Origin of the sequence: Maribacter sp. BPC-D8 (genome assembly GCF_035207705.1) — a bacterium.
In the GTDB taxonomy this organism is placed as follows: Bacteria; Bacteroidota; Bacteroidia; order Flavobacteriales; family Flavobacteriaceae; genus Maribacter.
On record NZ_CP128187.1, the window covers coordinates 2,860,063 to 2,876,089 of the forward strand.

The window sequence follows — 16,027 nt, forward strand, 5'->3', positions numbered from 1 at the left end:
AACCTTTAGGGCAACTATTCAGCAATAAAGGCGTGAAAAAATTTTTAAGCAGTATAGTTTCCCTTAACTAAGACAAACTATTATCCTCGTATTTTAAATGATTCGCTAAGATGCCAGACGGGCTCTTACTACTCTTATCTAGAATTTTGGTATTGGCAAAGACTATAAAATTATCCTTTGCTCTAGAAACTGCAACATTCAACATATTAGGTTTATTATCCCTATCAAAGAACATTGTTCCAGAATCACCATTACCATAAACCATTGAAAAAAGAATAATAGGTCGTTCTGCCCCTTGCAAGGCATGTACGGTTCCTAATTTCATAATACTAGTATTTATACCATTTTGCTTTAGTAAGCTTCTTAGAACATTCTTTTGACCTGTAAACGGGGTTATTACCCCAACAGCTTCTTCTATCTTTACTTTATACTTGTCTTCAATGCTATTTCTATTTAATAGCAACCATTTTACCAATTCTACCGCCTCTTGGTAGTTTTGCCTACTGGTATTCTTTGTAACCGAATTACTTTCCACATGTATGCAGTACATGGGAGGAAATAGTAAGTCGTTCCCAGACCTACCTTTTAACGGTATTAATAGACCATTATAGGCTAACTCATTACAATAATTAATAATCTCATCATAACACCTTCTATGTTCTTGTAGTATAACTCCTTTTTCTTCTAAATCCGCTTCTTTAAAACTGCTCGCGTTTTGAGCCATTTTCATTATACTACCAGTTGAAGCTAAATATCCCTTTGAATCAAAAAGTGTTTCATAAATCTGATCATCGTAATCAGCAATGAGCTGACTGTTCTTTAAATTTCCGACATCAATTTTATTAGATATATTCCATATAGGTTCAATCTGTTTTACATCACCAACAACTACCGCCTTTTTTGCCAATGAAAAAATTGCAGTACCTACTTCTGGTGTTACTTGACCAGATTCATCAACTAGTAGTAAATCCACAAAATTGAATAGAGCCGGATTATCAAAAATATTCTTACCATTGTCATCTTTCTGCAAGAACTTGAAATAACTAAAAAACTTAGGAGCCATATAAAAGGTACTTACAAAGCATGGAGTCAACATCGCATGTCTTTGCCATCTCTTTATTACCGTTGCTTTACCTTTTTTAGTGAAGTTGGGATCCCTTAAGTCACTTTCTAATCGTTGAAGATATCTTCCTTCCCAATAATGAATAGCTAGTTGAAATGCCTTATGCCGTATACTAACATCTAACTCGTCATAAAAACAATTTGGAGCCACCTTATTTCTAATTTTGAGCATTTCTAAATCCCAATACTCATCTTTATTTCTAGGTGGGTTTCCGTTTATATCATTTCTCTCTTTAAAACTTTCCCAATCAGTAGTTAGTTTAGTAATTTTTCTAACCGTTTCAATAGTGGCATTACATTGTTCTAATAGCGAGTTTTTAGAATAATCTTTGATTCTATTTTCAAGAATAGAATCTCTCAAAATAATATTTAATTCATTCTGCCGACTTCTTAATGATGATTTAATTCCAAGAATGCAGAGCAACTTTCTAAATATAGATTCAGAATTGAAATAACTTAAAATAGCATGTTCTGATTTTTGCAATGACCTTGCCAAGTCTCGTAACTGATCTGCCGATAAAAAATTATCAGAAAAGAATTTCTCCTCTTCATTTACTTTTAGCGACTTAAAAAGAGATTCTCCTTTTAAGTAGTTTTCCCACTTTTCCTTCGAATGAATTAAAGTGTTCTTTATTTCCTTTATTTCAGATTGAAGTTTTAAAAGGGTATCGGGTATATTTAGATTTTTACCAAAATAAGTCTCACTCTTTTCCAAATAGAAATCTATAGCTCTTCCAACAAATTCCTCATTTTCAATATCACCAAACAAACCACCACCAACTAATTTTTTATAGTTAATACCTCTTAGTTCATCTTCCGTTTTACCACTAGCAGGTAAATAGGTTGCATAGCCATCAACGTCTGGAAGCCACCTTCCTTGCAAAGGACCATCTTTAGTATTTGATTTAGAGAAGCTCTCTATAATATTTGTTACCGCCTGATTGTTAGTTGAGCAAGCTAAAATAATCGCAGCATTTGCGCCTTCAATAGCTGTCTCTACTATTTTATTGGCTACTATACTTTGTAACAAGGTTGTTTTTCCTGTTCCTGGTGGCCCATTAATTGCAAAAACCTTATCGTCGGAATTTAACAGCGTGTATAAACTTTTTCTTTGCGAAATAGATATCGGAAATTCATAACCCATCTGCCCTAAATACAGGTGATTTGCCTTTATAAAATCAGTAACGTTAAGTGGTTCTTTTTCTATGTCGTTTTCAACATCAATAAATGTTGACAATAGCTCAGGCTGATTTTTACTCTTTAGTATTTTATCATACAAGGCAATAATACTTTGAGCAGCTCCAATTTGCGCATTGGGCATTAATACAATTGCATTGTTCAGTGTTTTGTGGTTATCGCAAGTATAGCTATCAAATTCTTGATCAGTAACACTAGTAAAATTCTTCTTTAAATAATCAATGTAAAGTTGGTATGTATTTAAATCTTCCCTTTTAACATTATTCTTCTGATTTACTTTATCAACTGATGAAAAAATAAATTCCGTTTTTTCATCTGCTTGTGGCTCTAAATACTTGCGTTGGTAGAACGGTGCTATTTCTTCTGGAACGCTTTGCACACCTTCCCTATTCACTTTTACCGCATACCAAAAAGGGAATTTGTTTCTGTCATTCACTTTATATTGCTCTTTTTGAACCAATTTAATCGGAGCAATTAAAACTTCGATTTCATTTAAACTGACCCAGTTTTCGAAATCGTCTTTGAGTATACCTTTCTTTTTATTTAATGCTTTTTCTTCAGAATCCATAAGTTCTGCAAGTCGCTCTAAATTATGGATATTTGGATGGTCAATTTCAAAATTTTCAATTTCGAAATGTTCTTGGTTTTTAATATCGATGTCTGCCTTTAAAGAATCTATTAAACTCTTACGCCAATACTTTAACCATTTTCGGTTATCCATTATTTATTACTAATATGATTATGAAAAATTGACAAAAAAAATTAGTTGGAAATTTAAATTGTTTTCAGTCCTAATTCCTTTAAATATCCATTATGCTCATTTAATGCTTTAGCAGCTGTTTTTTCAATATCGACCAATTTATCATTAACTACTTTTAAATCAATTTTCTTTTCAGCTGAAGCGGTACTTACATATCTCGATATATTTAGATTGTAATAGTTTTTTTCAATTTCCGCCATTGAAACTCTACGTGCATAACGTTCTATTTCATCTGGACGATTTTGATATGTATCAATGATTTTTTCAATATCATTTTCTTCTTTTGGGTCTATGACACCATTTATCTTACCATCACGTAAAATATTTTGTCGTTTTTCTTTTTTATAGTGCTCACTTGCATTTATAAAGAGTACATCATCATCCTTTTTACACTTCTTTAAAACTAAGATACATACAGGTATTCCGGTTGAAAAGAATAAGTTAGAAGGCAAACCGATTACAGTATCTATATTTCCGTCTTTCAGTAATTTAGTTCTAATTCTAGATTCAGCACCACCTCTAAATAGAACTCCGTGAGGTAAAATAATAGCCATTGTACCTTCATCACTTAAAAAGTGAAAACCGTGTAATAAAAATGCAAAATCTGCTGCCGATTTTGGTGCTAAACCATAATTTTTATAACGGAAATTTTCTCCCATTGCTTCTGATGCATCCCAACGTAAACTAAATGGTGGATTGGCTACAATAGCATCAAAAGTTATTTTTTTAGCTGGGTTCATTTCATTTAATAGATTCCATTCGTTTTTTAAGGTATCCCCATGAAATATTTCAAATTCTGAATCTTTTACTCCGTGCAACAACATATTCATACGTGCTAAGTTGTATGTTGTTATATTTTTTTCTTGCCCATAAATTCTGCTAATTGTACCGCCTGCTTTTTCTATTTTATCTTTTACATTTAACAGCAAAGAACCTGAACCACAAGCAAAATCTAGTACTTTATTTAGTTTTTTCTTTTTACCTGATTTTGGGTTTTGACTGTCTAAGGTTACAATTTCTGATAGGATTGTAGATAATTGCTGCGGTGTATAAAACTCTCCTGCTTTTTTACCTGAACCTGCTGCAAACTCTCCAATTAAATACTCATAGGCATCGCCCAATGTATCACTATCTGTTGAAAAGTCTGCAATACCCTCTGATATTTTTTGAATGATTTTACACAGCTTTTTATTTCTTTCTGTATAGGTTTTTCCAAGTTTTTCTGAATCTAAATTGATTTCTGAGAATAAACCCTTAAAAGAACTTTCAAAAGAATCATTTTCGATATGTTTAAACCCTTTTTGTAAGTCACGCAATAAGTCTTCATCTTGTTTTCTTGCCAATTCCGAAATACTACTCCATAAATATTTTGGCTCAATAACATAATGTACTTTTCTACGCATTTGTTTTTCAAAAGGCTCTATATCATTTGTATTAGCTTCATACCAAACTGAAAGCGGCGTACGTTTATCCTGTTCTTCTAAATCAGGGTAATCTGAACCAAGTTCTTTTTTTACTGAACCTTCATAATTATCAGATAAGTAACGTAAAAAGAGAAATGATAGCATATAATCACGAAAATCGTCTGCATTCATTGCACCTCTTAAATCATTGGCTATATCCCAAAGTGCTTTACCTAATTGTTCTTGTTTTTGTTTTGCTGTCATTATGTTACAGTTACTGATTCCTAACTTAAAATTTCAGGAAAATTAAATTTATATTTAGTTGTGAATGCTTCAAACACTTTTTTAAATAGAGTTTTATATTCTTCATTCATTTCTTCTGGACTAAATAAGGAATATTTACCGTGGCTAAAAAGATTTAAAGCTCTATTAAACTGGTCGGTATCCCCATCAAAACCTGTTAAACATTCTTTAATATCCTCATAACCAAAAAAACTAGCTGTCTTTTCTAATATACTTCTAAGAGCATTGAAATGATATTCATATAATGAACTTTCTGAATCTATAATTTTTTTTAACTCTGAAATAGTCGAAATATGGTGAAAGAATGGTGTGTCACCAGTAGTTGTTAATATATAATTATCTGAATCTATTGAATTTAAATGATATGCAATATGCTTTTTTCTCCTACCCATTTCATTAAACATTACATTAAAAAAAAGACTATGATGAGTAGATATTACAGATTTAGTTTTAATGTCCTCAGTTTTTAATAAATTTGCTAAGTCACAAGCAACAGCAATCGCATTATTTTCATCTAAAGAAGTTATTGGGTCATCAATATAAATATATCTAACCCAATCATAAGATTCATCTTCATCAATTGCTAATTGGCAGATAGCAAGAAAAAAACTCCATATAAATAAATTCTCTTCCCCTCTTGAAATTTTGATGTTTTCAACTGTTGTTTCATGACCATTAACAATAATACTTCTCGAAAATATTACTTTTCCTTCTTCGTAATCAATATCAAAATCTAAGTCTGCATAATTGTGGAAAAAAGCAACAATCTTAGTATCCATATCAAGCTCTTGTAATCCATTAAAGAAAGCAGAATTTGTATTTAAATTTAATTCTCTATTGATGTCATTATCTAGATCATTATTCCAGACAAATAAGTCTTCTGTAAATGCATTAAAATATAACGTATCTCTTGGTGGGTTTGCTGTTTTACCTAGTTCTTTAAACTCCATGGACAATCTTGTTTTACCAATACCATTATGCGCAAAAAATAAAATAAAATCTCTTTCTTTTACCTGGTTTCCAATTAAGTCATTTCTAAAGTGTGTTGCAACTTCTGTTAAATTTGTAAAATTCATTTTATATACTGTTTGGAAATAATTGTTGCATCAAACCTTTTTTATGGTTTTTTAAGACTTTTATTCTTGTTTTTTGTGCTTCAATAAAATCATCTACACTAGTTAAACAATCTGCTATTTTTTGTTGCTCTTTTGGGTTAGAAGATATTAACGTAGGCATATTTTCAAAAATTGGAAGTCTTAAAGATTTAACTGTTGAACCAACAGCGTATCTTAAAAAATAACTTCTATTTTTATATATTGAATAGTATAAAAATTTGCCGATTGTTTTATTATTAAAATTCAAAATAGCATACGCTCTTTGATGTAAATCAAATTTTCCAATAAAATACTTTGGCTTAAACTCTTGTCCTTCACCTGCTACTATAATCGCTTCTCCATCAAATAAAAATCTATTGCTAGTTCTTATATCTTGCGACCTATCAAAAAAGGTATATTTTCCTTCTTCTTCTGTTGAGTCTTGACGGTTCGAAGTACCTGTAGTAATTTCTGAAATGCCTCCTAACAATTTCTCTTCCCAATCTCCATCCTTCTCAAACTCTGGAAAACGAAATTCTGGTTTGGTTTCTCCATTTGCAGGAAACAGTCGTTGTAATAAACCTGTTTTGTGGTCTTTTAAATTTTCTAATTTATCTACTTCTGCTGTTATTAAAGTATCTAATGAGGATAAACAATTGGCTATTTTTTGTTGTTCAATATCGCTATCAGGATAATAAACATCCAAATTAGCAAGCCTACCTTTAGATATACCCAATACCTTAGCTCCTTGAGCTTCGTTTTTTATTTGAGCTATAATACCATTAGATTTAAACAAATGTCCTCCAAAGCCTAATTTAATTTTATCATCAATTGGTCTGGCAAGAAAAGTATGTAAACCTGCTAGAAGCTTCTCTTGATTTAGGCTTATTATTTCGATGGTTTTACCTATGTCATCTATATCTTCAGAAGCATCTGCAATAACTAAATCACCTTCCTGACAGTAATTATCTTTATCTATTTTTTCTAGAGTAATATCTAAATTTATATATGGAACACATTCTTGTGTAATATCAAAATGTGATGAAAACTTAGTATGTATGTCTCCATAATGTATATTTTTTACGTTGCCTTTTTCATAGTTTAATTTTTCCCTTGAAAAAGAATTAGTTATTTTAAAATTATAGACATCATTAAATGGTTCGATTTTCCATTCTCCATCATTCTTAAACTCTGGAAAACGCACTTCAGGAATCATCTTTTGTTTTTCTTTATTCATAAGCATTTAACCCTGCTATTTCACGCCCTTGGGCTAGTTTATTTAATAATGGTACTAAGTCTTCCATTAAATCTTTCTCTTTTATGCTTCTGTCTTTCCAACCTAAGTCTAAAGGTTCTAATAAATCGGTTAGTTTTTCGCCATCAAAAATCATTCTGTTTAATATTTCATCAATAAAAGCGTTTAGGCTTAAAGCTGTAATACCTTGTTTATCTGCAATGGTTTGTATTTCTTTGGCTGCTTTGTCGTCTTTAAATTTTTGGTAGCCTTTGCGGATGTCTTTTTCATCTAACCCAAACCCAACCTTTAAGCTGTTTATGTACGCAATAATATCTTCACGTTCTTCCATTAAATTGGCACTGGAACTTAACAGGTTTATCAACTCTTCACGTGTCATTTTATTTTTAGAAGGTTTGTCTTGCGTGAAGGTTGCTATTAACCCTATAATATAATCATAATCTATAATGGCAGAAGAAAAGAGTACATATTCAAAATCTAATTGCTGTACATCTTCGGGTGCTTGGTCACCGCCTTTAGCTTGTGCTGCTTGTAAACTTTTGGCAGTATCTAAATACACAGATTTGAAAGAACGCAAATCTTCATTTGGTAATAACACCTCAATAGTTTCTGTTTGAGTATCGTTCAAGTCCGTATACTGGTCTAATTGTGTTTTATAGCGCTGTACTTCTTTAAAAGCATTTATAAAACCAGCACGTGCTTCATCTCCTTTTAAATTATTCACTTCTGAAGGTGAACAAGCTAAGCCTTTTGCCTCCATAAACTTGGTAAGTTGCTCTACAGCTTCTTTGTACTTTTCAATAACTTTAGGTGCAGCCTCCACCAGCCAAATTTCTTTTGCTTTTTCTATTTTAGCACCAGAAAAACGAATCATTGCTTTATTTACTTCTTCTTCTTGATCTCTAAACACTAAAATATTACCATAAGGTTTCGTATCGTTTATAACTCTATTGGTACGTGAATAAGCTTGTATTAAACCATGGTATTTTAGATTTTTATCAACATATAAGGTATTCAAATATTTAGAATCAAAACCTGTCAATAACATATCTACAACAATTAACACATCAATTTTATTTTTGTGTGCATAATCTTTGTTTGTATATTTTTGATCTTTTATACGTTGCTGCACATCTTGATAGTATAAATCAAAATCTGCAATTCTATGATTTGTATTGTATTGGGTGTTGTAGTCTGCAATAATGGTTTTTAATGCTGCTTTTTTTATATTAGGCTCAATTTCATTATCTGCTTTTTCTTGTGGCAAATCTTCTTGTAATTGCTTTACGTCTGTATTACCTTCTGCAGGTGGCGAAAATACACAGGCTATCTGCAATGGTCGATAATCAGGGTTAATCTCGGCATATTCTCGTTGATTTTGTTTGAATAAATGATAATATTCAATTGCATCAGAAATAGAAGACGTTGCTAAAATGGCATTAAACCGCTTGTAATGGGTTGCTTTATCATGTTTTTTTAGAATCGCATCGATCACTGCCATTTTATGACTTAAACTCTTTAAGTCTTGTTGACCTTTGATATTAAAATAGTCGATATGAAAACGCAATACATTTTTGTCCTCTATTGCGTTGGTAATGGTGTATGCGTGTAATTCTTTTTGAAAAACGTCTTCTGTTGTTTTGTAAGACGCTGTTTCTCCTTCAATCGTTTTATAGGTCGCATTTTCCTCAAAAATAGGAGTTCCGGTAAAACCGAATAGTTGAGCTTTTGGAAAAAATTCTACAATAGCTTTATGGTTTTCACCAAATTGTGAACGGTGACACTCATCAAAAATAAAAACTACTCGTTTATCCTTTAATGGTTCTAAATGCTCTATATAATTTTTGTCGTTTTTGGTATCTAAGGCTAAGCCTAATTTTTGAATTGTTGTAACAATTACCTTATCTGCATAATCTGTAGAAAGCATTCTTCTTACCAATGTTTTTGTATTGGTATTTTCTTCTACACTACCTTCTTGAAATTTATTAAACTCTTCTCTTGTTTGTCTGTCTAAATCTTTTCTATCTACTACAAATAAGCATTTTTCAATGGCATCATTATCTTTTAAAAGTGTAGATGCTTTAAATGATGTTAATGTTTTTCCACTTCCTGTAGTATGCCAGATATAACCGTTACCTCTATCTTGTTCTATACAATCTACAATAGCCTTTACTGCATATATTTGATACGGCCTCATTACCAATATCTTTTGCTCGGTTTCTACCAACACCATATAGCGACTGATCATTTCGCCCAAGGTACATTTAGCTAAAAATTTATCAGTAAAATCGTCTAAGTGGTTTATTTTAGAATTGTCTTCTTTTGCTAAAGTATATACAGGTAAAAATTGCTCGTCTGCATTGAAAGCAAAGTGTTTATTATTGTTATTAGAAAAGTAAAAGGTTCTTGTTTTATTACTGACTATAAATAATTGCATAAAGCACATCAACGAATTGGCATATCCATTGCCAATATCATTTTTGTAATCTACTATTTGTTGCATTGCACGATTAGGACTAATCTCTAAAGTTTTTAGCTCAATTTGTACAACTGGCACTCCGTTAATCAATAAAATAACATCATATCTATGATTGCTATTTTGGGTATTCATACGAAGCTGATTAATAACTTCAAAATCATTTTTACACCAATCTTTTATATTTACTAAGGTGTAATGTAATGGCGTATCGTCTTCTCTTATAAATGTATTTCGTTTTCTTAAATGATTAGAAGCTTTAAATACATCTGGATTTATTATTTCATTAAGTAGTTTGTCAAATTCTGCATCCGTTAATTTTACTCTATTTAGGGCTTCAAACTTCTGTCTAAAATTTAATTCTAAAGCTTTTCTATCTCTTATATCTTGGCGATAGGTATATTTTAGGTCTTGTAGTTTACCTACCAATCCATATTCTATGTCTGCTTCTTTTACAATATCCATTTGTTACTCTTTGTCATTAATCCGTTAATTGATACTTTCCAGTTACAGTCTGCTTTAAATTTTATCTAAGCTTGGCGTAAGCATTCAATTTTCTAATTGGTTCTTTAAAAGCATTTTCCATTCTTACTGAAGCATCTACTAAATACTCATTCATAGTAGCCCAATCTGCTTCTTCAAAATAACTCATACCATCTAGTTGATACTTAATTCTGCAAGTAACATTTTCATCCATTCGTTCCCAAATTAATTGGTCACCAAAATCACTTTCGATTTTATCTTTCATCTTATAAATAAAATCAAACAGGTCTTTATTCTCTTCTTGACTACCCCTGTTAAAAATAATTTCGCTTCTACAATAATTACCACTAACCGCAAGATTTAAGCTAACACCACTCATTCCCATACCCTTGCCAATCCAACTTTCCTTTGTTGGTGAATTATTTGAAAAAAGATTGTTTTTCGTATTGCTGTAGTTTATAAAACTTTCCCAAAATTTAAGTCTGAATTGATGTCTATTCTTAAGTGTCTCTTGAACTTCAATTTCTTCCTGTGCCTTTGTTGAAATACTTATCGCAAAATCTTCTGTCTCTTTTGTTGGCAGTATTTGCTCAACATTTAAAAACAGCTGCTCATTGAAAGCAAATGGAGTAACCTTAAAACACTGCAAACGGACCTTAAAATTTAGAAGCCATAATACAGACGAAGTAACTTCTTTTCTAAAATTAGCTGCTACCAAAATAATCCGTTGTGAATTTAGACCCTGGTTTAAAACAATTTCTGAAATATCTCTACCATCAAAAAAATCGGTTAATTTCTCAGATGCAATTGCTGATGAACCTAAAAAATCTTGGTATATCTTTATTACATCTTGCTTAGTTAAACTTGCACAATAGCTCGCATATTTAATCGCTTGCCAAGTAACATCTTTACCCGAATCATCTAACTTATTTTCAATAATTACTACATTACCAAGCTTATCTAATGCCAGCAAATCTAATCTCTCATTCGTTTCATTGAAACCATTAAACTCTTTTTGAATTATTAAAAGTTCCTCGCCTAATGAAGATGGGTTGTTGGCTATCCACTCTTGAAGATGATCCCTTTCTCTAAATTTCAATTCAGAAAAAGTCATCTGTTTTAATTTGGAAATTCTATTTTGCTCTTTATTGATTAAGTACATAATTTAATTTCAAAAGTGTATTAAAATTTAAATGAGTTATAAATATATGAGCCAAATTTTAAGACTGATAATCTAATTTACGATTAGAGCATAAATATAGGCTATTGCTTAGGATAACGTTTAACATTGGCTATTATAGCCTATTTAATTATACCGTCTTTATACCTAACCTTCTCTATTGATTTACCAGACCTATTATCAATAATTTCGGTTTTACCATTTCTGACCCCATCTTTAATGGACCTAATTTCTTTAGTTCCTTTTTCATCATCTAATAGCACAAAATCTCCTGAATAAGGTTTATCGTCAAGTGTATAATACTTTTCGTTCGAAGAATGATAATCGTATTGCAATTTGACATGTTGGCTATAATAGTAATAAGTCCATTTATCAGCTTCGACCCCTTCACTATATAATCCTTCTATCAATGGTTCTGTACTAGGAAGGTTCACTACATAATCCCCATTTTTATAAGCTTTACCATTTTCAATATTTAGAAAAAATTGTAAATCAAAATCATCCTCATCGATGTCTTCCTCATCATTTACGGAATACACCTGAGATTCACTACCCGAAGCTGTGAATTTCGTATAACGACATTTGTAGCCATTAAAACCTTTATGCAATATTTCAAACTTAGCTTCAGGGTAATTACCGGTATTATCAAAAACGGTCAGTTCCTCAAGATCTCCAGAATCGAACATATTAATTTTTTTGGGTTTATTTTCACTGTACCATTCGGTACTTTTTCCATGTAACTCCCCATCCTTAAAATTCATTGTTCTGTCTATGATTCCTTTTTCTGAATATGCAATCCATTCTCCTTCGATAATGTCATTTACAAATGTTCCTTCCATATAGTATGGCGACATTATGTTATTTTCATCAATTTCATCAAATCGCATATAAAATCTACCTTCTTTTAAACCATTTTTATAATTTCCTTTTTCGATGACAATATTTGAAGCATTCTTTTTTTCATATGGCCCATCTAATTCATCATTTTTAAAAGTTCTGGTTTCCAATACTTTTTTATAAACCCTTTTATAGCAAGTTTCAGCTGACTGATTTTTTGCATTTAATTCCGAACATTCAACTTCTTCCCTGTTTAAATATGAATACCTTTTTGATATGCCATTTAGCTTATCATTTCTATAGGTTTCAATTAAATATAATTCTTCGGAATAATCTTCATGCCTGTCTTCTTCTTTATTGTAGTAAGTAGGATGGTAATATTTCCATTCCCCTTCCAAATTATCATTTATATAAGAGCCCTCTTTATCCAATCCCCCTGTAACATGATAATACTTCCAATATCCATTTTTAATTCCTTTAGAAAATTGTCCTTTAGTAACCAAAGTCATTTTAGTAGTATCAGTCTCAATTACACCACCTAGCAAACTTCTTAAAACATCATGATAAATCTTATACTTACCATTATACTCATCATTAACATATCTTGACAATATTAGACTATCGCCACTAACCTCTTGGGCAAATCCCTGTTTTACACCATTTTCATAAGTAATTTTATTTAAGACAGTTTCTACGTTATTTTCATCTATAAAAATTGTCTTCCAAAGACCACTTTTTTCATCGTTTATATAATTCCCAATAATTTTCGTATACAGTTTATCGGTATCATCTGTATAATAATATTCAATATTTTTACCATGGAAATTGCCATTGACAAAATTTACTGTATATGATATTTTATTATCTTCATATGCAATTAAATTTCCATTTTTTTTATTATTCAACTGCTTATATTCATATAATTTAAGACCTTCCTCATTGTACTCTATAAAATTACCATTTGCCAAATTGTTTTTGTAAGTACCAGTTTTTTTCAATTGACCATTTTCATAATACACATTAGAAATACCTTCCATTTTTCCATTGACTAAGGAATATTCTAATTTCTTTTCACCATTTGAATAATAATATATCTTTTTCCCATTATCCGGGTCATAAATACTAGATTTTAAGACTAAAAGAAAATCATATGCAGTGATACTTTTATCTGCACCAAAATCATTTTCTTTTTCTCTTTTTTGTGTTGTAATTGTTAACGAATATTTAGAATTGGTATAGGTTGATATTAATTCGTCATCTTCTATCTCACTATTTTTAAGCTTATATCCTTTGGCACTAAGAGAATTCCGAATTGCTGTATATGAAGGTTTGTTGAAAACAGAATATCGGATTTTACTTGGAAAACCTTCATAAGTAAATAAATAGAACCAGGCTTCTGCAGCATCGTTATAATTCTTATTATAAGACCAAGTGATTGTACTATATTTATCAGTATCTCCTTTTTCAGACTCATAGTATTCCCAATTTTTATTCATTAAAAATTGATTTACATTTTCCCAATTAGATTTCGAACAAATATTTTCAATGTCACTCAAGGAAAGACTTTGTGCTATAGTCACTTGTGACATAAAAAGTAATAATAGAATAGTTTTGTAATAATTTGATTGCATGGTTGATTTGGTAATTTTCATTAAAAATATTATTCTTGGTCTTCGTGTTGCCAGCAGTACCCACTAGAATTATCCGTCAGATTCTCGCATTGGTCTCCATCATCGGTAATACCATTACATTGAGAAGCCATAGGTACATTTTCAAAACAGTTAGCTGAATCGCCAACAATTTGTACTTCATAATCATATCCTTTATCAGATGTAAATTCGGTATAACCATCATCGTCAAACTCCACTAAGTAAAAATCATCGAGATAACCACCGTTCGGGAAATTTATCTGTTCTAATTTATTCTCATTGACATCAACTATCAATGTATAATTAGAATAATTACCTGTGTTTGGGTTATAATATTCAATTTCTGCACAATAAGAACCATCCCAGATGTCACTTTCATCTTCATCAGAATCCTTGTAAACAGACTCATTAACTGAATTATGTTGAGTATTAGATTTTCTTTCTTTACAACTTGTTATAATTAAAATGCCGAATAATACTAACAATATTTTATTCATAATTATTATGTAATAGAGAACTAAAATATTCCTTTACAACCAAAATACATTACGGAAAACCGTAATGCCTATAATTGAATTTTAATAATTCATGTTGCTCTTCCCCCCAATCCCCCACCCACATTGAGTTGGGTTTTAATTACTCTAAATAGATTGAACCTTTGTAAAGTATAACACTAAAACAAGTTCAATTATGTCAAACTCTATTCTATTTGGTTTCAATAAAAAAGATTTAGAACGAACCGTTCGTCTCGTTATAGATGAAGTTCGTAAAACAGAAATCATTGAAAGTAATTCTAACTTACCTAAAGAAGACCGCCTATCACAAAAAGAAGCTGCTCAGTTTCTAGGTATTTCCGTAACCTCATTAATATCTTGGAAGAAAAAAGGGCATGTGCCCTATTTTCAAATAGGCAGATCCATCTTTTTTTCTAAAAGTGAACTTCTTGCTTTGGCAAGAAAGAACAACAGTTTAATTAAGTCTGCAAGAAAATAGAGTGCTATGAAAAAGAAAGCACCCTATTTAAGAATTGGAACTGTTTATCACAAACACATTGAGAGACCTTTAATATCTGGTGACACCGTACCCGTCATGGTTCGATGGAACAAGGATACTATTATTGCCGATCACGGTAAGGTATTTTTATCTGATATACCCAAGCTAGATGGTTTTTGCTGCATACCCGATCATTTGAACTACCAGCAAATACTAGGTACCTTTTACAATACTTATCATGAGTTGCCACAAAAACCGAAAAAAGGTAGTGTAGAGAAATCTTTAGATTTTGTAAAGCACATCTTTGGCGAGCAGCAAGAATTAGGTTTGGACTATTTGAAGCTCATTTTCATGAAGCCCACTCAAATACTACCTATACTTTGCCTAGTAAGTAAAGAACGAGGTACTGGAAAAAGCACATTTATTAAATGGCTTAAAGCCATATTCGGTGAGAACATGACCTATATAAAAGGTGATAGTTTCTCTAGTCAATTCAATGCCGATTGGGCAAGTAAAACCATAATTGCTGTAGATGAAGTCTTTTTTGATAAAAAGGAAATTACCGAAAGGCTTAAATATCTCTCTACTACCGATAAGGATAAAGTGGAAGCTAAAGGAAAGGACAGAGAAGAAATTGAATTCTTTGGCAAATTCATTTTATGCAGCAACAACGAAGACACCTTCATTCTTATAGATAGTGACGAGATACGGTTTTGGGTTCGTAAGGTTATTCCGTTTGAAACGGAAGACACAGAGTACCTAAACAAACTATACAAAGAAATACCTGCCTTTCTTCAATACTTAATCGATAGACCCTTTAGCACGCCTAAAACTACCCGTATGTGGTTTACACCTAAGCAGCTTAAGACGGAAGCATTACAAAAACTGGTATGGCTTAATAACAATGAAATAGAACGTGAAATGATATTCTTGTTCTACGAGCTGTTTGACTCATTTGCCGAAGATCAATTAAAAGCAACACCTAGAGAAGTTGTTTCGAATTTAGGCAAGTCACGCAAAAAGCATTTTTCCATGAATGATATTCGAAAGATTCTAAAAAAGAAATGGAACCTAATACCTTCTGACAATGCTAATTCTTATCAAGGTTTTGAATATACAAGTTATGGTGAATTTGTTCAGATAGATCGTAAAGGGAGATACTTCACAATTAAGAAAGACTATATACTTAGAATTTATGATGAAATGATGATAGAGTGATTTTAGTCATTGAAAATCAAATAAATACATCGTCATCATTTTATCATCAAACTATCA

General features: G+C 31.3%; 10 protein-coding genes. 2 read left to right on the plus strand and 8 right to left on the minus strand.

The window, feature by feature from the left end; all coding sequences use genetic code 11:
• Positions 1–67: 67 nt before the first annotated feature.
• The 8 genes from QSV08_RS12805 to QSV08_RS12840 form a co-directional block, all read right to left on the minus strand.
• Positions 68–3,040: a DEAD/DEAH box helicase gene (locus QSV08_RS12805; RefSeq protein ID WP_324023724.1), complete on the minus strand. Its 2,973-nt coding sequence runs from the start codon at positions 3,038–3,040 to the stop codon at positions 68–70.
• 53 nt (positions 3,041–3,093) lie between these two features.
• Complete coding sequence (locus QSV08_RS12810; protein ID WP_324023725.1) at positions 3,094–4,746, minus strand: type I restriction-modification system subunit M; 1,653 nt, start codon at positions 4,744–4,746, stop codon at positions 3,094–3,096.
• Between the two features lie 20 nt (positions 4,747–4,766).
• On the minus strand, positions 4,767–5,861 hold the full coding sequence (locus QSV08_RS12815) for an AAA family ATPase (RefSeq protein WP_324023726.1): 1,095 nt from the start codon (positions 5,859–5,861) through the stop codon (positions 4,767–4,769).
• Position 5,862: 1 nt separating this feature from the next.
• The gene (locus QSV08_RS12820; RefSeq protein WP_324023727.1) at positions 5,863–7,116 is read right to left on the minus strand and encodes a restriction endonuclease subunit S; all 1,254 of its coding nucleotides are present in this window, start codon (positions 7,114–7,116) and stop codon (positions 5,863–5,865) included.
• Positions 7,109–10,069 (minus strand): type I restriction endonuclease subunit R, encoded by a 2,961-nt coding sequence (locus QSV08_RS12825; RefSeq protein ID WP_416382060.1) that lies wholly within the window; start codon positions 10,067–10,069, stop codon positions 7,109–7,111. The genes QSV08_RS12820 and QSV08_RS12825 overlap by 8 nt, the downstream gene beginning before the upstream one ends.
• Positions 10,070–10,136: 67 nt before the next feature.
• Entirely contained in the window at positions 10,137–11,255 is a 1,119-nt protein-coding gene (locus QSV08_RS12830; protein ID WP_324023729.1) for a DUF4268 domain-containing protein, read from the minus strand.
• 140 nt (positions 11,256–11,395) lie between these two features.
• Entirely contained in the window at positions 11,396–13,762 is a 2,367-nt protein-coding gene (locus QSV08_RS12835) for a toxin-antitoxin system YwqK family antitoxin (RefSeq protein WP_324023730.1), read from the minus strand.
• Positions 13,763–13,770: 8 nt separating this feature from the next.
• On the minus strand, positions 13,771–14,256 hold the full coding sequence (locus QSV08_RS12840) for a hypothetical protein (RefSeq protein ID WP_324023731.1): 486 nt from the start codon (positions 14,254–14,256) through the stop codon (positions 13,771–13,773).
• A gap of 193 nt (positions 14,257–14,449) precedes the next feature.
• Between QSV08_RS12840 and QSV08_RS12845 the strand changes: the two genes are divergently transcribed.
• Both QSV08_RS12845 and QSV08_RS12850 read left to right on the plus strand, forming a co-directional pair.
• Entirely contained in the window at positions 14,450–14,752 is a 303-nt protein-coding gene (locus tag QSV08_RS12845) for a helix-turn-helix domain-containing protein (protein ID WP_324023732.1), read from the plus strand.
• A gap of 6 nt (positions 14,753–14,758) precedes the next feature.
• Complete coding sequence (locus QSV08_RS12850) at positions 14,759–15,970, plus strand: primase-helicase family protein (RefSeq protein WP_324023733.1); 1,212 nt, start codon at positions 14,759–14,761, stop codon at positions 15,968–15,970.
• Positions 15,971–16,027: the final 57 nt, after the last annotated feature.

Bases quoted from the DNA above. Each gene is read 5' to 3' on its own strand.
- QSV08_RS12805 (WP_324023724.1), bottom strand. From the start codon at position 3,040: ATGGATAACCGAAAATGGTTAAAGTATTGGCGTAAGAGTTTAATAGAT.
- QSV08_RS12810 (WP_324023725.1), bottom strand. From the start codon at position 4,746: ATGACAGCAAAACAAAAACAAGAACAATTAGGTAAAGCACTTTGGGAT.
- QSV08_RS12815 (WP_324023726.1), bottom strand. From the start codon at position 5,861: ATGAATTTTACAAATTTAACAGAAGTTGCAACACACTTTAGAAATGAC.
- QSV08_RS12820 (WP_324023727.1), bottom strand. From the start codon at position 7,116: ATGAATAAAGAAAAACAAAAGATGATTCCTGAAGTGCGTTTTCCAGAG.
- QSV08_RS12830 (WP_324023729.1), bottom strand. From the start codon at position 11,255: ATGTACTTAATCAATAAAGAGCAAAATAGAATTTCCAAATTAAAACAG.
- QSV08_RS12835 (WP_324023730.1), bottom strand. From the start codon at position 13,762: ATGAAAATTACCAAATCAACCATGCAATCAAATTATTACAAAACTATT.
- QSV08_RS12840 (WP_324023731.1), bottom strand. From the start codon at position 14,256: ATGAATAAAATATTGTTAGTATTATTCGGCATTTTAATTATAACAAGT.
- QSV08_RS12845 (WP_324023732.1), top strand. From the start codon at position 14,450: ATGTCAAACTCTATTCTATTTGGTTTCAATAAAAAAGATTTAGAACGA.
- QSV08_RS12850 (WP_324023733.1), top strand. From the start codon at position 14,759: ATGAAAAAGAAAGCACCCTATTTAAGAATTGGAACTGTTTATCACAAA.